This is a genomic window from Luteibacter sp. W1I16, from assembly GCF_050434905.1.
Lineage (GTDB): Bacteria > Pseudomonadota > Gammaproteobacteria > Xanthomonadales > Rhodanobacteraceae > Luteibacter.
The window spans coordinates 1,603,380-1,623,614 of the sequence record NZ_JBNDJJ010000001.1; the positions used below are offsets into that span (position 1 = coordinate 1,603,380).

14 protein-coding genes and 1 pseudogene are annotated in these 20,235 nt (G+C 65.3%); 6 read left to right on the top strand and 9 right to left on the bottom strand.

Annotation, left to right across the window (positions count from 1 at the left end; all coding sequences use genetic code 11):
- Positions 1 to 9: 9 nt before the first annotated feature.
- The 8 genes and pseudogenes from QFZ41_RS07210 to QFZ41_RS07245 form a co-directional block, all read right to left on the bottom strand.
- A complete protein-coding gene (locus QFZ41_RS07210) occupies positions 10 to 1,506 on the bottom strand; it encodes an esterase-like activity of phytase family protein (RefSeq protein ID WP_429198132.1) in 1,497 nt (498 codons plus the stop codon).
- On the bottom strand, positions 1,506 to 3,857 hold the full coding sequence (locus tag QFZ41_RS07215) for a TonB-dependent receptor (protein ID WP_429198133.1): 2,352 nt from the start codon (positions 3,855 to 3,857) through the stop codon (positions 1,506 to 1,508). The genes QFZ41_RS07210 and QFZ41_RS07215 overlap by 1 nt, the downstream gene beginning before the upstream one ends.
- A gap of 138 nt (positions 3,858 to 3,995) precedes the next feature.
- Positions 3,996 to 5,280 (bottom strand): annotated as a pseudogene (locus tag QFZ41_RS07220) (sensor histidine kinase).
- Positions 5,264 to 5,968 (bottom strand): response regulator transcription factor, encoded by a 705-nt coding sequence (locus tag QFZ41_RS07225; protein ID WP_429198134.1) that lies wholly within the window; start codon positions 5,966 to 5,968, stop codon positions 5,264 to 5,266. Before QFZ41_RS07225 ends, QFZ41_RS07220 begins: the two are co-directional and overlap by 17 nt.
- A 194-nt stretch (positions 5,969 to 6,162) precedes the next feature.
- Positions 6,163 to 7,098 carry a 30S ribosomal protein S6--L-glutamate ligase gene (gene rimK, locus QFZ41_RS07230; RefSeq protein WP_371022625.1) on the bottom strand — a complete coding sequence of 312 codons (936 nt, stop codon included), beginning with the start codon at positions 7,096 to 7,098 and terminating at the stop codon, positions 6,163 to 6,165.
- Positions 7,095 to 7,544: an ATP-dependent zinc protease family protein gene (locus QFZ41_RS07235; protein ID WP_429198135.1), complete on the bottom strand. Its 450-nt coding sequence runs from the start codon at positions 7,542 to 7,544 to the stop codon at positions 7,095 to 7,097. The genes rimK and QFZ41_RS07235 overlap by 4 nt, the downstream gene beginning before the upstream one ends.
- 188 nt (positions 7,545 to 7,732) lie before the next feature.
- Entirely contained in the window at positions 7,733 to 9,040 is a 1,308-nt protein-coding gene (locus QFZ41_RS07240) for an MFS transporter (RefSeq protein WP_429198136.1), read from the bottom strand.
- A 37-nt stretch (positions 9,041 to 9,077) separates the two neighbouring features.
- Positions 9,078 to 10,826, bottom strand: a complete 1,749-nt coding sequence (locus QFZ41_RS07245) for a glycoside hydrolase family 13 protein (protein ID WP_429198137.1) — start codon at positions 10,824 to 10,826, stop codon at positions 9,078 to 9,080.
- 77 nt (positions 10,827 to 10,903) lie between these two features.
- Here QFZ41_RS07245 and QFZ41_RS07250 point away from each other — a divergent pair, with 77 nt between their 5' ends.
- The 3 genes from QFZ41_RS07250 (at position 10,904) to katG (ending at position 14,212) form a co-directional block, all read left to right on the top strand.
- Positions 10,904 to 11,365, top strand: coding sequence for a helix-turn-helix transcriptional regulator (locus QFZ41_RS07250; RefSeq protein ID WP_429198138.1), 462 nt, complete (start codon positions 10,904 to 10,906; stop codon positions 11,363 to 11,365).
- A gap of 40 nt (positions 11,366 to 11,405) precedes the next feature.
- Positions 11,406 to 11,816, top strand: a complete 411-nt coding sequence (locus QFZ41_RS07255) for a VOC family protein (RefSeq protein ID WP_429198139.1) — start codon at positions 11,406 to 11,408, stop codon at positions 11,814 to 11,816.
- Positions 11,817 to 11,959: 143 nt separating this feature from the next.
- Positions 11,960 to 14,212: a catalase/peroxidase HPI gene (gene katG, locus QFZ41_RS07260; RefSeq protein ID WP_429198140.1), complete on the top strand. Its 2,253-nt coding sequence runs from the start codon at positions 11,960 to 11,962 to the stop codon at positions 14,210 to 14,212.
- Between the two features lie 49 nt (positions 14,213 to 14,261).
- Here the strand turns inward: katG and QFZ41_RS07265 are convergent, their stop codons facing one another.
- Positions 14,262 to 15,938, bottom strand: a complete 1,677-nt coding sequence (locus tag QFZ41_RS07265) for a cyclic peptide export ABC transporter (protein ID WP_429198141.1) — start codon at positions 15,936 to 15,938, stop codon at positions 14,262 to 14,264.
- Positions 15,939 to 16,152: 214 nt separating this feature from the next.
- On the opposite strand from QFZ41_RS07265, the gene QFZ41_RS07270 reads away from it, so the two are divergent.
- From QFZ41_RS07270 to QFZ41_RS07280, 3 genes are all read left to right on the top strand, one after another.
- A complete protein-coding gene (locus tag QFZ41_RS07270) occupies positions 16,153 to 16,341 on the top strand; it encodes a DUF6229 family protein (RefSeq protein ID WP_306850975.1) in 189 nt (62 codons plus the stop codon).
- An 87-nt stretch (positions 16,342 to 16,428) separates the two neighbouring features.
- Entirely contained in the window at positions 16,429 to 19,299 is a 2,871-nt protein-coding gene (locus tag QFZ41_RS07275; protein WP_429198142.1) for a type 2 lanthipeptide synthetase LanM family protein, read from the top strand.
- Between the two features lie 106 nt (positions 19,300 to 19,405).
- Complete coding sequence (locus tag QFZ41_RS07280) at positions 19,406 to 20,230, top strand: DUF5694 domain-containing protein (protein ID WP_429198143.1); 825 nt, start codon at positions 19,406 to 19,408, stop codon at positions 20,228 to 20,230.
- Positions 20,231 to 20,235 lie beyond the last annotated feature (5 nt).

Below are 20,235 nucleotides of genomic sequence, written 5' to 3' on the forward strand. Positions count from 1 at the left end.
CATGACCCTTCAATGGTGGTGGGAGGCGGCGGTGGAACGCATGCCCGGCAAGGTCAGCCGGTACACGAGGATGCGGTTGTCGTTATCGATGGCGGAATCGCAGCGCCGCCCTTCCATGACGCAGTGCTTCGCGATGAAGTCGTTGTCGTTGCCGACCAGAAGGAACCAGTCGTCGGGATAGGCCGGATCGAGCACGGGGACGAGGTCCATCGCTTCCCACTTTTCGGAAAGCATCGCCATGCCGGGCTTGTCGCGTTCGATCGACAGTCCGACGCGTGCGAGATCGGCGGGGTCCAGCAGATCGACCAGCGGTTTCCAGGAGGCCGGGTGGATCCCGGCGCGCAGGCTGCCATCCTGCCCAAGTATCGACGTCGTCGATGTCTCGTACGTGGTTCCCGCGAGGTTGCTGGCACCATCCGTATCCACCAGCAACACGCTCTTGAACACGATGGGCTTGCCGTTTTCGGCACCGTAGCCATTGCCGTCGCGGGCGAGCATGAGGAAACGGTGGTCGTCGATGACCCGGATCTCGCTCTGTGCGGCTGTCTTGTTCGGCGTGCTGCCTTCGCCCTTGTCGTCGTACGCGGGAAGACGAACCACGTAGTGCGCCACGGGACGTCTCGGCGCCGCATTCCGGCTCACGTCGTAGACGAGCACACGCGTCAGCGTGCGGCCCGAGGCATCGCCGGGAGCACTGTCCTGAACCAGCGCGCTCTGCAACACGACGAACAGACGCTTGCCGTCTGGCGAAAGCGCCATGCCTTCGACGCCCTGGTTATTGCGCCGGCCGCTGGCGGGCGTACGCAGGGACGTGAAATCGGGCTTGCCGTCGGCGTCGAGCGGTCGCACCGACCTCGGCGGAACGAGGACACCAACGAGCCGGCCTTTCGCGTCGAAGCGATAGACGTTGGCGGCGTACTCGTCGCCCACGTAGAAGCCGCCATCGCGTGTGAACTGCAGCGATTCCGCGTCCAGCGACACCTTGCCGGCGCCCTCTCCCGCCGAGGGTGAAGGCAGCACGATGCCCCGCTCCGTGCGCAGGCCACCTCGTGGCTCCGCTCCCGTGAACGGCTTGCCGTCAAAGTCGCGCAACTCGCGTCCGCCGCCGGGCACCAACACAAGTCGCGCCCGCCCCACCGTCATGCTGAAACGAAACCGGTGCAAGCGCCCCCGGTAATCGAAGAACACGTCGTGCTCCGGATCGTTGCGCCCACGGTCCGGCAGCGTCCATAGAACCCCGGTATACGTGTCGCCTTCCCGCTTCCAACTACCCGGCTCGATCATCAGCGACGAGAACGAGCCCAGCGTGTCGCCGAGGAAATCCACCGTGCCAGCCGGCAACGACCCCGCGGCGACCAGGCCCTTGTCGACATAGGTCGTGCCACCCACCTGAACGGCGCGTGGTAACGGCGTCGAAGCGATATCCGGCACTCGCACCTCGCCCGTCTGTGCCATGGCGCTGCCCAACAGGAGCGCCCCGGTGAAGGCGGCGACCGTGCGCAACATCAGAAGCGCACGTCGAGATTGGCGAAGTACTGCCGCGGCGCCGAGGCATGGAACACATACGCGGTGCCCTTCGGATCGCTGGGAACGAAGGCGCTCGAATCGAAGTTGCTCGCGTAGCGCTTGTCACCGAGGTTGGTCACGTTGAGCGACAAGCGGATGTCCTTCGCGAAGGACACGGGCCCGAAGTCGTAACCGCCGGAAAGATCCCAGACGGTGAAGCCGCCGAAGCCCTGATCGTTCGTATACGTGTAGAAGCGCTCGCCCGTGTACTTGCCGCGCAGGGAGGCGAACCAGGCGCCCTGGGTCCAGTCGATCTGCGTCGCGAAGAGCTTGGTCGGCGTGTCGGTCTGGATCTTGCCCTTGGTGTGCTGGACGACACCTGCCTGAGTGTAGTCGCTGGCATAGGTGGAGCGGTTGTACGAGGCCGAGTTGTACCAGCGCAGGTGGTCGGTCGGTGTCCAGACGAAGGTCACTTCCACGCCATGGCTGTCCACGCCGCCCACGTTGTAGAAGCGGTTGCCGCACGAAGGGCCGACCGGCTGGCGCGAGTCGCAGGGGTTGTACTGGAGCAAGCGGTTGTCGAAACGCACGTTGTACGCGGCCAACGAGGCGGCGATCGGGCCCGTCTCGATGCGGTAACCGGCTTCGATGCTGCGCGACTTCTCGGGTTTGAGATCGCCCTGCGTGTCCCAGATAGCCTGGCTCACCGCCTGCGGGCCCAGCTTGAAGCCACCCTGGAACATCGCGATGTTCTTCGCGAAGCTGGCGAACACTTCCTGGCCGTCGGCGATCTTGTAGCGCGCGCCGAACTGCGGCAACAAAGCCTTGCTCGCGCTCAGCTTGCCACTGGCGAACTGGTTGTTCGACGTGGGCTTGATCGGCTGCACGGCGTCACCAGGAAGCGCCGTGGCTTGCGAGGTGACGTGCGGGCTCTTCACGCCGACGTCGACGGTGAGGGCGTCGTCGAGAAAGCGGATCGTGTCCTGCAGGAAGGCCTGCCGCGTGTTCCATACCGTGCGCTGCGCGAAGACGCCAAGATCAGGCGTGCTGTCGATGGGAGCGCTCAGGTCGCGCGGCCCGCTCACATAGCTGCTGTAGCGCGAGGCGCTGGAGACGTTGTGCTCGTACCACACGCCGCCTTCGATGTGATGGTTGGCGAAATCCCATGCGGCGGAAAGGATCGCCCCCGAGCGGTTGATCGTATACAGCGTGTTGCGGAAGATGATCGGCAATTGCCGCGGCGTGCCCGGATACGAATAGGTGCCGCTGTTCCAGTTGTGCCCCTCGCCGGCGTCCTCGTGGTGATAGACCTGTGCGTGGAGGGTGACCGTGTCGCTGGGGAAGAAGTCGCCGGCCAGATAATAGAGATCGTCGTCGCGCAGGATCTGTCCGGCGGTGAAGGCGCCGTCGGCATCGGTGTCCGCGCCGCTCTTGTCGCAGAGCTTCGCGTTGAGCGTGCCGGCGTTGCAGTACGCCTTGCCGATCGCCCGTTGCCAGTCCGGCGCGTAGCCGCCCCAGTCCCAGCCGAGCCGGCGCGCCAGCTCGCTCTTGGACAGGTAGAAATAATCGGCTTGCGAGGTGCGCGACGTATCCGCGAAGCCCGTGAGGCGGCCCCAGTCGAAGTCCCACACGGCCTTGCCGTTGAACTGCTTGGTGGTCGAGCCGTTATAAACGCTCTGGTTGTTCCACAGGTCGGATGTCGTGCGCGCGCCCGAGAGGTACATCGAGAACCCGTTGTACTCGCCGGTATCGAAGCGGGCGAAGGCGTGACGATTCTGGTCGCTGCCGAAGCCTTGCACGACGCGGCCACCCATGGTCTTGAGCGGGTCGCTGGAACTGTAGGCGATCGTGCCGCCGAGGTTGCTCGTGGAAGGCGTGCCGAGGTTGCCGATGCCTTCGGAAAGCTCGGCACCGGCGAAGTTCTCGGAGATCAGGGCGCGGTTGATCGAGAGGCCGTTGTAGTTGTTGTACGCGCTGTCGCCAAGCGGCATGCCGTCCAGCGTGTAGCCGAGCCGCGTGCCGCTGAAGCCGCGCAAGCTCAGCGTCATGGATTGTTCGTTCGTACCCAGCGCATCCGCAGACTGCGCGTTGACGCCGGGCAGCACGTTCAGCACCTTCTGCAGGCTGGTTCCCGGCGGAAGCACCTTCTGGTCGGAGGTACGCAGGCGCTGCACCTGGCGCGTCTCGCCGGTGCCGATGACGGAGACGGCGTCGAGATCCTGCGCCTTGTCGCGCCTGGCCGCGGCATTGGCGGTATCGGCCGTGGTGTCGGTGTCCGTCGCCTGGGCGACGGAAGCGAAGGCCATGCCCAGGGCGATGGCCAGAACGGTCTGCTTCAACAAGTGCGGCATCCTTACTCACGCTGACGCGCCGCGGCACCTCCCCTGAGGCAGCCCGGTACACGCCGTGGAAGCGTTGGATAGTCGGGCGTCCAAATGAAATCTTGATGACAGCCGAGATGACAACAGGGAGCCGCGAGGGCTCCCGTGCTAGCGGAAGTCGATCGTCGAGATCGCGCCGGCCATCTCGGGGCGGGGACGCAGGGAAACGTCCCAGTCGTAGAGTTCGCACAGGCGACGAACGATGGCGAGGCCAAGGCCCGCGCCGCCACCCGTGGCGCTTTTCACCGCGGATGCCTCGCTGAAAGAGCTTTTCGGCATCCTCGGGCTTGATCCCCGGGCCCGTGTCGATGACGTCGATGTGGCCATCGAGCACGCGCACGGTGACCTTGCCTTCCATCGTGTACTTGATCGCGTTGCCGATCAGGTTGGTCAAGGCCACGGAAAGCACCGACGCGGGTGCGTTCACGGTGACCGATCCATCCGCGATCAGTTCGATCTCGATCGGCTTGCCGCCCATCTGCGGACGCTGGCTTTCGATGACGTCCGCGGCGACCCTGGCCACGTCCGTGGTCTCGCCACGCGTCGGCCCGCGACGCTCCGCGCGTGACAACAGCAGCAGCGCCTCGATCAGCTCGGTGGCCTGGCGCGAGGCACGCTCGATGCGCTTCAGGCGCTCGCGCAGCTTGTCGGTGAGATCGGGCGAACCTTGCAGCAGTTCCGTCGTGCTGGCGATGACCGCGAGCGGCGTGCGCAACTCGTGGCTCACGTCGGAATTGAATTCGCGATCGCGCTCGACCACCGAGGTCAGCCGCATGGCGTATTCGTCCAGCGCGACGGCCAGCTCACCCACCTCGTCGTCGGCAAAATGGGGAGCCAGGGCCTCGGCCTTGCCCACGCGCCGGAAGTCGCGCAGGCGGCGCGCCAGGTCGGTCACCGGCCGCAGCACGCGCGACGACAGCCACACGCCCAGAACCAGCGAGAACAGGCCGAACAGGAAGACCGCGGCGACCACGCTGGTGATCAGCTGGCGCTTGCCCAACTCATCGCGCGAGACGTCGAACTGCAGGAAGTTGATGATGCCGCCTTCGCGCCGCACCGCCACCTTGTAGTGGTGGTTCTTCCCGTCCTTGTCCGTCTCGTAGAGGTCGTGCACGCCGGTACCGAGCGACTGCCAGTTCAGCGGCGCCTTGTAGATCGTGCGATCGCTGAACGTGGCGCCCTTGACGATGTCGAACTGCGGCCGTTCCTCGGGATTCGCGCGCACTTTCTCGTTCAGCGAATCGACCTCGTCCTGGAGGGCCGAGTTGATCAGCTGCTCTTCGACGCGCTCACGGATGTTGATCGCGGCGAACGCGAACAGCGCGCTCAGGCCGAACCCGAACAGCGTGAACGTGACGATCAGGCGGAAACGAAGCTTACGTCTGGACCGCATCCGGATCGACCATGCGGTATCCGATACCGTGACGCGTGTGGATCAGAGGCTCTTTCTTGAAGGGCTCTTCCATGAAAGGCTTGTCGATGGCGGCACGCAGGCCATGGATATGCACGCGCAGCGAGTCGGAGTCGGGCAGTTCCTCGCCCCACACGCGCTGTTCGAGATCCTGGCGGGTCACCACCGACGGGCTGGCCTCCATCAACGCCTGCAACAACTTCAGGCCGATCGGGTTCAGCTGGATCGACTTGCCTTCACGGGTCACCGTGAGGGTGTCGAGGTTATAGGTGAGGCCGCCGACCTTGAGCACCCGGCTCTGCGGGCCCTTGCCGCGGCGAGCCAGCACTTCCAGGCGCGCCGCCAGTTCCTGCAGGGCGAACGGCTTGGTCATGTAATCGTCGGCGCCGGATTCGAACCCGGTGAGCTTGTGTTCCAGCGAGTCGCGCGCCGTGAGCATGAGCACCGGCGTCTGCTTGTGCGCCTCGTGGCGCAATTTCTTGGCGACATCGAGCCCATCCATCCCCGGAAGGGTCAGGTCGAGCACGATGACGTCGAAATCGTGCACCACGGCAAGATGCAGGCCGGTAACGCCGTCGCCGGCGAAATCGACCACGTGACCACGATCCTCGAGGTAGTCCCCGATGTTGGTCGCGATGTCGGTATTGTCTTCGATGACCAGAACGCGCATGCGGCACTCCGTTGTGCGGTCGCTTGAGTCTTATGAGTATTGCGACGGCAAGCTTAACGGGGAAACCGTGAAGCGGACAGGACTAAAAGAGAGGCCCGGACGGGGGGAACCCGCCCGGGCCGAAAGAACTACTGCCCCGATACCGTCACCCCGCGTCGCGGAATCACAGTGGGACCTTTATAGGGGAGCGCCCTTTAAATCGCTGTTAACCCCTTCGGGGCCTTGGGCCGGCGGGCCTTGGGCACCGCCGGGCGCCCCGCCAGCCGGGCCTCGCAGTGGGCCACGATGGCGCCGGCCACGTCCACGCCGGTGCTGCCCTCGATGCCCTCCAGACCCGGCGAGGCGTTCACCTCCAGCAGCAGCGGCCCTCGCGAGGAGCGCAACAGGTCCACGCCGGCCACTTCCAGCCCCAGCGCGGAAGCCGCCTCGATCGCCACCCGGCGCTCGTCCTCGGTCAGCGTGACCTGGGCGGCGCTGCCACCGCGATGGAGGTTCGCGCGGAACTCGCCCGGTGCGGAGGACCGCTGCATCGAGGCCACCACCTGGTCGCCGACCACGAAGCAGCGCAGGTCCTGGCCGTTCGCCTCGCGGATGAACTCCTGGACCAGGAAATTGGCGTAGAGGCCGCGGAACGCCTCGATGACGCTCTGCGACGCCGAGCGCTTCTCGGCCAGGACCACGCCGGCGCCCTGGGTTCCCTCGTTGAGCTTGATGACGTGCGGCGGGTCGCCGAGCATCGCCATGAGGTCGGCGGTATCGTCAGGGTTGTCGCCGAAGGCGGTCAGGGGCATGTCCACGCCCCGGGCCGCCAGCAATTGCAGGCAGCGCAGCTTGTCGCGGGCGCGCAGCACGGCGTCGGAGGGGTTCGGGGTGAAGACGCCCATGAGTTCCAGCTGGCGCAGCACCGCGGTGCCGTAGAACGTGCTGGAGGCGCCGATCCGGGGAATCACGCAATCCACCGGCCCGAGGGGCTTGCCCTTGAAGTGGATGGCGAAGGACTGCGGCGCGATGCTCATGTAGCAACGCAGTGGGTCGATCACCCGCACCGTGTGCTTGCGCTTGCGCGCGGCCTCCACCAGGCGCTGGGTGGAGTAGAGCCGCGCGTTGCGCGACAGGATGGCGATCTTCATGAGGGGTCCCGGACGGCGCGGCGCGGCGTCTGCGAGTAGGAAAGCGAGGAATCGACCAGGAACCGTCCATCGAGGGCGGTCCGGCCGAGCAGAAGGGGAAACAGCATGTGCCGCCGGTCGGTCAGGTTGATGTCGGCCATGAAGTGGCGGCCCGCCAGTTCCACCTCCGTCCTGATGAACCAGCGCGTCGTCGTGTGGCCGCCCGAGTCGGTGACCGCGCGCTGGCCGATGGCTTTCGCCTCACACGGCGCGGATACGCCACCCTTGCGCGTGGTACGTACCTGGAAGCGCAACCAGGCACCGTCGGCCCGCTGGTCCACCTCCAGCCATTCGACGTGCAGCGACGACGAGCGCGCGCCCGTATCGAGCTTGGCCTTGAGGATGGGAACGCCGAGCGACGGAAGTGCGAGCCGTTCGCGCCAGCCTAGGGTGATGACGTCAGTCATGGGGTCTGGAGCGACAGGTAGGGGGACGACGGTGGGGCGCGGGGAACGACCCGGTGTTCGCGGCGGCATGCCTCGATGGGAAAAGCATGCCGAAGGTACGAAGCCGGCGCAACTGCATAGGGCGGCCGCTCGGCCGCCCTCGTCACGGGCATGAAAAATGCGTGAAGCGCAAAAAGCGGCCGGCCCGCTCAGGGCTGCTCCACGCCCTTCCCTTTCCGCATCATGTAGAGACCGCTGGCGACACCGACCAGGGCCACGAGGCCGACGTAATGCGCGGGCCCGAGGCCGCCCGAGGTTTTCGCCAGGTAACCCACCAGTACCGGGGTCGCGGCGCCGCAGATGGCATAGGCCACGTTATATGACAGGGAAATGCCCGAAAAACGAATCGCCGGCGGAAAGGCGGCGACCAGCACCGATGGCACGATGCCCGCCACGCCGGCGAACAATCCGGCCAGGGAATACAGCACCAGCATGTTGCCACCCCCGTTCCTCAGGTCGAGGTACAAGGCGTAGGTGCTGGCGGCCAGTCCCAACGACCCCACCAGCATCGCGCGCGCCTTCCCTTGCCAGTCCACCAGCAGGCCACCCAGCACGCAGCCGATGCACAGCGAAAACGCGGCAAGGCTGCCTCCGGTGAAGGCGCGCGCCGGTGCGACGTGGAAGGCCGTCTGCATCAGCGTGGGGGTCATCAGGATCACGACCACGATGGCCGCCGTGAGCACCCAGGTCACCACCATCGACAAGGCCACGCCCGGCAGGTGGTCACGCAGCACCACCCACGCCGGCAACTCCGTCGTCAGTTCCTTGCGCTCACGCATGCGTGCGAACACGGGGGTCTCGCTGAGCCAGCGGCGCAGGTATACCGCGAAGAACCCGAACACGCCGCCAAGGAGGAACGCGATGCGCCAGCCGTGGTCGAGCATGGCCGCTTCGGACATCCGCGCGCTCATGGCCGCGGCCACCAGCGAACCGATGAGGATGCCGAAGGTCAACCCGGAACTCAGGCTCGCGCATGCCAGCCCGACCCGGTGCCGCGGCACGTGCTCGGCCACGAAGACCCAGGCCCCCGGCACCTCACCGCCGATCGCGATGCCTTGTATCACGCGCAACAGGGTCAGCAGGACCGGCGCCAGCACGCCGATCGTCGCGTACGTGGGCAGGAAGCCGATGCACAGGGTCGGCACCGCCATCAGAAAGACGCTGAGGGTGAACATGCGCTTGCGGCCGATCCTGTCACCGAAGTGCGCCATCACCAGGCCGCCCAGCGGCCGCGCGAGATAGCCCACGGCGAAGATGCTGAAGGCTTGCAACTGAGCGACCCAGTCGGATGTTCCCGGCGGGAAGAACAGGTGCCCGAGCGTCTTGGCGAAGTACGCGAAGATGACGAAGTCGTAGAACTCGAGTGCGCCGCCGAGCGCGGACAGGATCAGCGTCTTGGCGTCGCCGCGGCCCAGTGGCCGCCGGTCGGTCATGTCGGTATCGATGATGGCGCTCATGGGGATGTCCGGGGAGTGATCGCGCGACTATAGGTGCTTATCGCTCGAAAGAAATCACCCAGACGGAGTACGGCGGCAGGATCGTGCCGTCCAGCTTGTCCGACCGGCTCAACGAGGCGTCGCTGGCCGCCAGCGTGCGCAGGCCGTGGCCCTGGACACCCGACGTGAGCGGCCGTGCCTCGCCGCTGAAATTCATGGCGACCAGCACCGGCTCCTTGCCTTCGCGCACGTAGGCGAGCACGTCGGGGTTCTTCGTGTCGACGAAGGTCATCGCACCGTCGCGCAGCGCGGGGTTGTCGCGGCGCAAGGCGATCAGCTTGCGATACCACTGCAGGAGGGACGATGGGTCGGCCATTTCGCTGGCGACATTGACGGTGCGGTAGTTGGCGGCCACAGGAAGCCATGTCTTCGGGTTCGTGGAGAAGCCCGCCTGCGGCCCGGCCGTCCATTGCATCGGGGTGCGTTCGCCATCGCGCCCTTTTTCCTGCGGCCACCCGGTGATCCCGATGGGATCGCGCACGTCTTCCTTGCGCGTCGGCGTGCTCGTGGTCATGCCGATGGGAGCACCGTAATAGGTAAGCGCCGCGCCGCGGTTGGTCAGCAACATTGCCGCGATGATCCGGGCACGCGCGATGTCGTTGCGGCCATCGCCGAACCGGTCGATGGAACGCGGATTGTCGTGGTTATCGAAGACCATCAATGGCGGCAACCCGAGCAAATCGGTCTGCGCGGCCTGCAAATGTTCACGGAACCAAGCCGCATCGAACTTCGCCTGCCAGCCGAAGCCGGGAATCAAGTCCATCGGCAGGTGCAGTTCATCCTGATGCTCGCCGCCATACCAGGGCAGCAGATCGCTGGTCTTCGGCGTATAGGTTTCGCCGATGAGCACGCGGTCGCCGGCATAGCCGTCCACCATCTTCCGCATGCGGCGCATCACGTCGTGCACTTCCGGCAGGTTATCGCTGTACTGGTTGTGCAGGTTCGGATCGCCCTGCGCATTGGTGCCGCCCCGCTCGGGGTCGTTACGCAACTTCGTGTCTTCGAACAAGGTGGAGATCGCATCCAGACGAAACCCGGCGACGCCACGGTCGAGCCAGAAGCGCATCGCGTCGAACATCGCGGCTTCCACGGCGGGGTTACGCCAGTTCAGGTCGGGTTGCTGCCGGTAGAAGCGGTGGTAGTAGAACTGCTTGCGCGCCGGCACCCATTCCCAGGCCGACCCACCGAAGACGGATTCCCAGTTGTTCGGCGGCACCCTGCCCTCGTGCACGAAACGCTTCTGGAAGGCCGTCACGCCCGGCGCATTCGCATCAACGCCGTCGTTCCAGACGTACCAGTCGGCCCTGGCGTTCTGGCGCGAGCTGGCCGATTCCACGAACCAGGCGTGTTTGTCGGAAGTATGGTTCAGCACCATATCGAGGAGCACGCGGACATGGCGCTTCTTCGCCTCGGCCAGCAGCCGGTCGAAGTCCGCCATGCTGCCGTACTGCGCGTCCACGGCGCGGTAATCGGAGATGTCGTAACCGAAGTCGACCTGGGGCGAGGGATACATCGGCGCGATCCAGATCGCATCGGCACCCAGCGAGCGCACGTCGTCGAGATGGGCCGTGATGCCGTTGAGGTCACCTACGCCGTCGCCGTTGCTGTCACCGTAACTGCGCGGATAGATCTCGAGGATCAAGGAGTGCTTCCACCATGGTGAAGCCGCGTGAGGTGCGGCCATGGTCATGCCGGCGACGAGAACGGTGGCCATGCCGGCCAGGAGACGGCGCATGCGCTGGGGCATCGGAGGGGGCATCCTCGGGGAAAGATCCCGATGAAAGCGCGCGGCGTCGATAGCGTCAACCGGCTTGAGGGAAGAAGGTGAGGCGTGTCACGATCCGCCGCGTGACCGACCGCCCCGCCCCGACACCGCATCTGCGCGACCTGGCAAGGCTACGCCGGGTCCGCGATCGCATCGATCGCGAGTACGCCCAGCCATTGGACGTCGAAGCACTCGCCAGCGGCGTACACATGTCCGCGGGGCACCTCAGCCGCCAGTTCCGGCTCGCCTATGGCGAATCGCCCTATGCCTATCTGATGACGCGCCGTATCGAGCGCGCGATGGCGTCGCTGCGTCGCGGCGACCTCAGCGTCACCGATGTCTGCTTCGCCGTGGGTTGTTCTTCGCTCGGCACCTTCAGCACCCGCTTCGCGGAACTGGTCGGCATGCCTCCGAGTGTCTATCGCCAGCGGGAGGCGCAGGCGGTATCCGGTATCCCGTCGTGCGTGGCGAAACAAGTCACGCGACCGGTCAGGAATCGAGAAGCGCGCGCTTCGGCATGACGTCTAGCATGACCGCTCCCAATCAATGAGCACTGTCGCCATGGATATCACCATCCACGCCAGCTTCCTGCCGCACAACGACCCGGAGGCGTCCCTGGCCTTCTATCGCGACATCCTCGGCTTCGAGATCCGCAAGGACGTCGGGTACAACGGCATGCGCTGGCTCACGGTCGGGCCCGCTGGCCAGCCGGAGACGTCGGTCGTCCTGTACCCGCCGGCCGCTTCGCCAGGTGTCACCGAGGACGAGCACCGCACGATCGCCGAGATGATGGCCAAGGGCACCTTCGCCATCCTGCTGCTGGCGACGAGGAATCTCGCGGAAGCGTTCGACCGGATACAGGCCAGTGGCGCGGAAATCGTCCAGGAACCCGCCGATCAGCCGTATGGGGTTCGCGATTGCGCCGTTCGCGACCCGGCGGGAAACCTGATCCGCTTGCAGGAGTTACGGTGACTCCCGATAGGCGCAGCCTCTTGTCATCATAAGATCAATCAATTTCTGCAATGCTCGCAATCGGCCCATGATCCAGGCACTACGTAAACCACGAGTCGCCGGCGCTCGGTCCTTCGTCCCGGCAAGCCACAGGAGTCGCGCTGATGTCGAGCGAAGCGAAATGCCCTTTCAATCACACCGCCGGCGGCGGCACGACCAATAGCGACTGGTGGCCGAAGCGCCTGAGGGTCGACCTGCTCAACCAGCATTCGTCCCGGTCCAACCCTCTGGCGCCGGACTTCGACTATGCCGAGGCGTTCAAGAAGCTCGACCTCGCGGCGCTGAAGAAAGACCTGGCTGACCTGATGACCGATTCGCAGGACTGGTGGCCAGCCGATTTCGGCCACTACGGCCCGCTATTCATCCGCATGGCATGGCATAGCGCGGGTACCTACCGCATCGGCGATGGACGTGGCGGCGGTGGCCGTGGTCAGCAGCGCTTCGCTCCGCTGAACAGCTGGCCCGACAACGTCAGCCTCGACAAGGCGCGCCGCCTGCTCTGGCCGATCAAGCAGAAATACGGCAACAGCATCTCCTGGGCCGACCTCCTGATCCTCACGGGCAACGTCGCCCTCGAAACCATGGGCTTCAAGACCTTCGGTTTCGCCGGGGGACGCGAGGACACCTGGGAACCCGACCAGGACGTGTACTGGGGCAACGAGACCGAGTGGCTCGGTGGCGACCACCGCTACGGCAAGGTCACGCCGGACAGCGAAGGCGTGCTGGTGGCCGATCCCCATCTGCACGGCGAGGAAGAAGACCGCACCGAAGGCGGGCGCCATCTCGAGAATCCGCTCGCCGCCGTCCAGATGGGTCTTATCTACGTCAATCCGGAAGGCCCGGAGGGTAAGCCCGACCCGATCGCGGCGGCGCACGACATCCGCGAGACCTTCGCGCGCATGGCGATGAACGACGAGGAGACGGTCGCCCTGATCGCGGGCGGCCATTCCTTCGGCAAGACCCACGGCGCGGCCGACGCGGCCAACGTGGCGGCCGAGCCCGAGGCGGGCGATCTCGAACAGCAAGGATTGGGCTGGAAGAACAGCCATGGCACCGGCGTCGGTCGCGACACCATCACCAGCGGCCTGGAAGTCACCTGGACGCAGACGCCGACGAAGTGGAGCAACCTGTTCTTCGAGAACCTGTTCAAGCACGAGTGGGAACTGACGAAGAGCCCGGCCGGCGCTCACCAGTGGGTGGCGAAGGATGCCGGCGATGTCATTCCCGACGCGCATGGCGGTCCCGCGCGCAAGCCGACGATGCTGACCACCGATCTGTCCCTTCGCCTCGACCCGGCTTACGAAAAGATCTCCCGCCGCTTCCTCGATCATCCGGAAGAATTCGCCGATGCCTTCGCGCGCGCCTGGTTCAAGCTGACCCATCGCGACATGGGCCCGCGCTCGCGCTACCTCGGTCCCGAAGTGCCCGCCGAGGAACTCATTTGGCAGGACCCGGTGCCCGCCGTCGATCACCCGCTGGTCGACGAGAACGACATCAAGCAACTCAAGGAAAAGGTGCTGGCCTCCGGCCTCAGCGTGTCGGAACTGGTCTCGACCGCCTGGGCCTCCGCCTCCACATTCCGTGGTGGCGACAAGCGCGGCGGAGCCAACGGTGCGCGCATCCGTCTCGCGCCGCAGAAGGACTGGAAGGTCAACCAGCCCGCGCAACTGGCGAAGGTGCTCGAACGCCTGGAAGGCCTCCGTGCCGAATTCAACGGCGCGCAGGCGAGCGGCAAGAAGATCTCCCTGGCCGACCTGATCGTGCTGGCGGGCAGCGCGGCCGTGGAGAAGGCAGCCAGGGATGCTGGCAATAACGTTGCCGTGCCCTTCGCGCCGGGCCGCACCGATGCCTCGCAGGAGCAGACTGACGTCGCTTCCTTCGAGCCGTTGGAGCCTGCGGCGGATGGTTTCCGTAACTACGTGAAGGGCCGCTACAGCGTGCCGGCCGAAGCGTTGCTGATCGACAAAGCGCAGTTGCTGACCCTGACGGCGCCGGAAATGACGGTGCTCGTGGGAGGCCTGCGCGTGCTCGGTGCGAACGTCGAAGGCAGCAAGCAGGGTGTCTTCACCGATCGCCCGGGCACGCTGACCAACGACTTCTTCCGTAACCTGCTCGACATGGGCACGGTGTGGAAGGCGACCTCACCCGCCAGGGAGTCGTTCGAAGGCAGCGAACGCGGCACGGGCAAGCTGAAGTGGATCGGCAGTCGCGTGGACCTGGTCTTCGGATCGAATTCCATCCTGCGCGCGCTGGCCGAGGTCTACGGCAGTGCCGACGCACAGGAGAAGTTCGTCGGCGACTTCGTGGCCGCCTGGACGAAGGTGATGAACCTCGACCGCTTCGACCTTCGGAAGTAGCCCCGAGAAGGAAAGGCCCGCCACGCACCGCGTGGCGGGCCTTTCTCGTCTAGACCACGCGGTGTTCCGTCATGGGGGCGTGTGCCGCATATGTCGCTTCATCATCGCGACGCCGCGTATCGGAAACGATGCGCCCCGCTTCGAGCTTGATCACGCGATCGGCCAGCGAGAAATACCGGTCATCGTGGGTGATCGCCACGACCGTCTTGCCGCGGGCCTTCAGCTCGGGCAGCAAGCTGCGATAGAAGTAATCGCGGAAGTGCGCGTCCTGGTCGGCGGCCCATTCGTCGAAGAAGAAGATATCGCGGTCTTCCGCATAGCACTGCAAGAGCGCCAGGCGCTTTCGCTGTCCGGTGGAAAGGGTGAGCTTCGATAATTCCCCCTGCGTCACCTCGACCTGCGAGCCCAGTCCCAGCGCTACCAGCAGCGTGCGGATGCGTTCGTCGGGAAGAGGATGTCCCGCCACGTCGAGCACGTGCGGAAAGAGGAAGAAATCGCCGAACACGCCCGTGAAACGCTCACGATGCCGCTGCCTGTCGAGTTCCAATGGCACGCCGTCGACGAGGAGTTCGCCCGTGCGTGGCGTGAGCAGCGAGGCGAGCAAGAGCAACAAGGTCGACTTGCCACTGCCGTTGCCTCCGACGATGAAGAGAAGTTCGCCGCGCCGGATTTCCACGTCGACCGGGCCGAGCGCTATCCGTCCGTCCTCCTCGCCGGCATAGGCATAGGTGGCGCCCCTGAGCGCGATGCTTCGCCATTCGTCGCCGGTGCCCGTATCCGCCTCGTGTGCGGGTGGATCGACCTCACCACCAAGATCCAGGCCGACGCGTTGGAGATGCCGCAAGCTGGCGGTACCGACGCCCACCTGCCGCGCCGCGCTCACGATGAACGCGACCGGACCACTGAGGAACAGTGCGCCGATCACGAACCGCATGAGTATCGCCTGTGGCAATGCCAGGCTCGCGTAACCGACATAGACGATCACGAAGACCGATGCGTAGATCACCGCCGACGACCACGCCTCATTGAAACCCAGCCCCGTATGCACCTGGATCATCAAGCGGCGGGAACGGCCGATGGCCGGACGGATGAGTTCGTCGGCCACATGCCTGGCGCGTGCGGCATTGAGCGCCAGTTCTTTCTTTCCTTCGCTGAGATAACGGAAGTATTCGAAGACCTTTTCGTTCGCTTCGCGCAAGGCGTCGAAACGCCGGCGAAGAAACCGCTCCAACGCCAGGGAGACCACGACCGTGACGCCGAGAAAAGCGGCGAGGATACCCAGCAGAGGCGGCGAAACGCTGGCGAGGTAACTCGCATACAGAACGAGGAGCAGCCCGTTGTACGCCAGCAAGGGTGCGACGAGCACCAGCGGTGCGATGCTCGCCACATCCTCGATCAGCGAGCCGAAGATCGCGTGCTTCTCGTTGGCCAGCTTCTCGTACTCAAGGTCGATGAAGCGGCGCGAGAGATCGATCCGCAGTTGTGCGACGAGGTCGCCGCCCAGGCGAGCCAGGATAAACTGCGACATTGCGCCTGTCGCGAGCACGGCGAGCAACCAGCTTGCACCCGTCAGCAGCGGCGCCGTGCGGCCGGCATGCACGCCGTTGGCCGCCAGCTCGTTGATATGCGACAGCAGCATCATGGTGGACAGAGCGCTCGCGGCGGACAGGGCCACGGCACCGAGGACGAGGCCACGGTGTCGAAGGATGAAGCGCTTGAGGATCATCGATGCCTCCTTCCACCCGTCGTGACGGCGTCATCGCATGGTGCCAGACACCGGTCGCCGGCATGTGACGCGTATTGCGCGCATATTCGGCAAACCATGCAAATCCTTGTCCCGGAGTCATCAGAATGCTCCGGCGGCGTCGTCGTGGACGCGCCCGCCGCGACGCGCTTCTTCAACGTCCGGGCGCACATTCGTAACACCTAGGAGTACTCGTATGCAGACCGACAAGATCCTGGCGGGATGGTTGAGTGGCGCCGACAGCGTAGGTGGGTATGACAATCCGGCGGGTTCGCTCTACACCGAGGGCCACGCCCAGACGGTGATGGCGATGACCAGCACGGACATCGCACTGATTTCCAACTGTAGTTCCTGTACGGCCTCCCGGCCGGGCGTCTGCTGCTAACACGCGGTAGCCGCGATAGCCGTGGCCAACCACCACGGCTATCCCTTCACCATCCTAGAAACCGCAACGGTATCGCCGGGACCGCCCATGGATGCATCCGCGTCGCAGAATGCCTTCGCCCCTGTCATCGCCTTCCTTACGGACCACGTACGCCGGCGGCTCGCCGAAGACATCGCCCGCCAACCCGGACTCGACGACATGGAGCGCCTGCTCGTCGCAAAGGTCGCGAAACGCGCCTTGCTCGACAACGCCGAACGAAAACTCAACCGCGTGCTCCTGCTGGAGCTGCATGCGGCAAAGCTCTCCGGTGATCTTCCCGAGGGGACCGAAGCCTCGCGTTTCGCCGCCTTCGTCATGCAAGCCATGACACCGGAATTCGTGGCGGCGATCGATCGCCGCTATCCCGTCCTGACGCCTCGCCTCACGAAGGTGCTGGACCAGCAACGCCATGTCATCGTCACCATGCTTTCGCGGCTGGCCGCCGATCGTGAAACCTTGTCCCTCTTCGTCGGAGCCGATCTGGGCGAGTTGCGCTCGCTGTACCTCGGCGAGGGCGATGTCCATGAAGGCGGGCAGTCCGTGGCGCGTCTGACTTTCGCGGGTGGCACGGTCATGTACAAGCCGAGGTCACTGCGGGTCGACGCCGTGCTCGACCGCTTTCTCGACACGGTGCTCCACGACGATCCTTCACGCATACGAGTACCCGCAGTGCTCGACCGGGGCGACTACGGATGGAGCCGCCACGTCGACCATGTCCATTGCACTGACGACACGCAGCTTGCCGTCTTCTATCGCAACATCGGGCATTGGCTCGCGGTCATGCGCTTGCTCGGCGGTACCGATATCCACTACGAGAATCTGATCGCTTCGTCCACCATCCCCTACGTGGTCGACGTCGAGAGCCTGTTCGTCACGGAGATTCCCCTCCCGCCCTCGCAGAAGGGCGAAGCGGTCGATCTCGCGCAGGCACTCATTCGCTCGTCGGTGCTGCGCACGGGGCTGGTACCATTCAGGGCGCCGGTGCTGGGCCTGGACGGCGTCGACATCTCCGCCATCGGCGCGCTTCAGGGCGAGCAACCGAAGATCCGCGTCCCGGAGATCGTCGATGCCGGGACGACCGACGCCCGGGTGGGGCTGGTCAGCGTCGAGATCGAGACCGGCAAGAACCATCCCTGCACCAATCCCGACATCTCGCGCTTCTGGGAAGACATCGTCACGGGTTTCCGCACGATGACCGATGCGCTCATCGAACGGCACCGCTGCGGGGCGCTCTCGCCCTTGCTCGAAGCCTTCGTCGGTTGCCGCATACGGCGCATCCGGCGTCCGACACAGGCGTATGTCGAAGTGATGCGCATGCTCTGGCATCCCGCATCGCTGCACGACGAACCGGCCGCCATCGAGCGCGCCCGCGATCTCCTGGTGCGCAATGCCGCCGTCTCGCCCGTCGCCTCTTCCGACCCGGCCATCATCGCCAGCGAGATCGACGACATGCGTTACGGCGATGTTCCCGTCTTCGCCAACGTTCTGGACGAGTCGCAACGGGACGAGGTATTCCGTGCCTGGCTGGACATGCGCATCGAGCTGGAAGAACTGACCATTCGCGGCGCCCTCGTTACCGCTCACCTCAACGTGCGGCTCAACGACGACAAGCGTTCGCCCTACGACCTTTCCGCCCGGAACGCCCATGCCGTGGACCTGGACCGGAGGCGGCGGTCGATGGCGCGGGAGACGCTCGAACAACTCCTGCGCCTTTCTGTGCGCGGCGACGATGGGACGATGACCTGGATCAGTCCCATCCTGGGGCGCGGGGGATGGACGATGCGCACCTTGCAGCCGAACCTCTATGTCGGCCTCGGCGGCATCGCCATCGCACTTGCCGGCTATGCCGAGGAGATGCGTCACGGACGGCTCGACGAGGTCGACGGCACCATGAAGGCGTTGAATGGCGTGCTTCGCATCCTGCGCACGGCGGAGGACACCGACGAAGCCGAGGCGATCGGCGGTTTCATCGGCCTGGGTTCGCAGGTACAGACGTGGCTGACGCTCGACCACCTTCACCCCGGCGAAGGTTTCCTCGCGCGTGCCATTGCGCAGGCGACGCGCATGGAACGCTGGGACATCGAGAACGAACGCGTGCTCGATATCCTCGAAGGCGTGGGCGGCGCAATCGTTCCCCTGCTGAACCTCGCCGACGTCACCGGCGATTCGCGCTGGCTTGCGCTCGCCGGGCGCGCGGGCAGGCATCTCGAAGCGGCGGCCATCGTCGATGAACGCGGGGCACGCTGGCCCGCTTCCATATTCGACGAGCCGATCGGCGGGTTCGCCCATGGCGCGACAGGCACCGGTTGGGCTCTCACGCGCCTCGGCCTCAGCGATGCGGGCAACACGGACGACCGGCACCGTTGGCTCAACCTCGCGGAACTGGCATTCGATTTCGAAGAGTCGCTATTCGACATGAAGGCGGGCAACTGGATCGACGTGCGCAAGCCCGACAGCGGCGACTTCGCGAACACCTGGTGCCACGGCAGCGTCGGCATCGGTCTGGCCGCGTGCGACCTCTACGACCGAACGAGGCACCCGCGCCACCTGGATACGCTGCGCCGCGCGGTGCGCGCGGCCGCCGACGGCGGCTGGGGACACAGCCACACCCTGTGCCACGGTGACCTCAGCACCTGGGAGTTGCTGACGCGCTCGGCGCGGCTCGATCTGTCACTCGTGCCGAACACAGGGCTGCCAGCCGCGGCCATCGTGCTGTCCAGCATCGAGGAACACGGCATCGTCGGCGGCCTCGCACGCGACGCATTCACCCCCGGGTTGATGAGCGGTGTCTCCGGATCGATCCTGCAGTTGGCCCGGATGCACCCGGCATGCCGGATGCCGTCGCCGTTGCTGATGGAGTATCGCGTGGCCGTGGCGCCGCACGACACGGCTCACGAATACGACGTGGTGGCGACTTAGCGGTCCCTGCGGGACATATCCGAGGTCCGGCAGCATGCCATCAGTCATGCCAACCATCCCGTCAGGGCCGGCATCCCACCCGCTCACTCGTCAGTACGGGAATCACATGCATCGCTGGATATCCGCCACCCTTCTGGCCCTGGTTTCCGTCACCGCCACGGCGCAAGAACTGCCGAAAATGATGTTCCTCGGCTCGGGCCACCTGGCCAACCACAATCGCGACGTGGCCAATACGCATGTGGAAGACGTGCGGACACCGGCACGCCAGGCCGAGATCGAGCAGATGGTCGCGCGGCTCGCCGCCTGGAAGCCCACGCACATCGCGATCGAATACCCCTATGCCAAGCAAGGCGAGCTTGACAAGCGCTATACGGATTATCGGGCCGGCCGTTACACCTTGTCGGCAGACGAAACCGACCAGATCGGATTGCGGCTGGCCAAGCAGCTTGGGTTGCCGCGTGTCGATGCCGTCGACTGGAATGGGGATGCCCCCGGCAAGGACGCCGACTACGACTGGATGGCATGGGCGAAAGCGCACGGCAAGGACGACTTGCTGGAGAAAACCGTCGCTCCATGGAAGGCCGCGGCGGCAAGGGAGACCGAGTACCTCAAAGGCCACGGCGTGACCGACTGGTACCTCATGTGGAACGATCCCAAGCGCATGAACGAGGACGCGAAAGGCTACTTCAAGCTCCCGCTCTTCGGCGACGACACCAACAACCCCGGCGCGGCATGGGTCGGCCAATGGTATGCGCGCAACCTGCGCATCTTCACGCATATCCGCGCACTGGCGACGAAGCCGGGAGATCGCGTGCTCGTCGTCTATGGGGCGGGCCATGGGCCGCACTTACGCAAGAATGCCGTGGAGTCCAACGTGTTTGAACTAGTCGAACCGCAACCATGGCTGACCGGAAAGGCGGCTGACCGTTAGACGAC

Coding starts and splice junctions, on each gene's coding strand:
- QFZ41_RS07210 (WP_429198132.1), bottom strand. CDS start 1,506: ATGTTGCGCACGGTCGCCGCCTTCACCGGGGCGCTCCTGTTGGGCAGC.
- QFZ41_RS07215 (WP_429198133.1), bottom strand. CDS start 3,857: ATGCCGCACTTGTTGAAGCAGACCGTTCTGGCCATCGCCCTGGGCATG.
- QFZ41_RS07225 (WP_429198134.1), bottom strand. CDS start 5,968: ATGCGCGTTCTGGTCATCGAAGACAATACCGACATCGCGACCAACATC.
- rimK (WP_371022625.1), bottom strand. CDS start 7,098: ATGAAGATCGCCATCCTGTCGCGCAACGCGCGGCTCTACTCCACCCAG.
- QFZ41_RS07235 (WP_429198135.1), bottom strand. CDS start 7,544: ATGACTGACGTCATCACCCTAGGCTGGCGCGAACGGCTCGCACTTCCG.
- QFZ41_RS07240 (WP_429198136.1), bottom strand. CDS start 9,040: ATGAGCGCCATCATCGATACCGACATGACCGACCGGCGGCCACTGGGC.
- QFZ41_RS07245 (WP_429198137.1), bottom strand. CDS start 10,826: ATGCCCCAGCGCATGCGCCGTCTCCTGGCCGGCATGGCCACCGTTCTC.
- QFZ41_RS07255 (WP_429198139.1), top strand. CDS start 11,406: ATGGATATCACCATCCACGCCAGCTTCCTGCCGCACAACGACCCGGAG.
- katG (WP_429198140.1), top strand. CDS start 11,960: ATGTCGAGCGAAGCGAAATGCCCTTTCAATCACACCGCCGGCGGCGGC.
- QFZ41_RS07265 (WP_429198141.1), bottom strand. CDS start 15,938: ATGATCCTCAAGCGCTTCATCCTTCGACACCGTGGCCTCGTCCTCGGT.
- QFZ41_RS07270 (WP_306850975.1), top strand. CDS start 16,153: ATGCAGACCGACAAGATCCTGGCGGGATGGTTGAGTGGCGCCGACAGC.
- QFZ41_RS07275 (WP_429198142.1), top strand. CDS start 16,429: ATGGATGCATCCGCGTCGCAGAATGCCTTCGCCCCTGTCATCGCCTTC.
- QFZ41_RS07280 (WP_429198143.1), top strand. CDS start 19,406: ATGCATCGCTGGATATCCGCCACCCTTCTGGCCCTGGTTTCCGTCACC.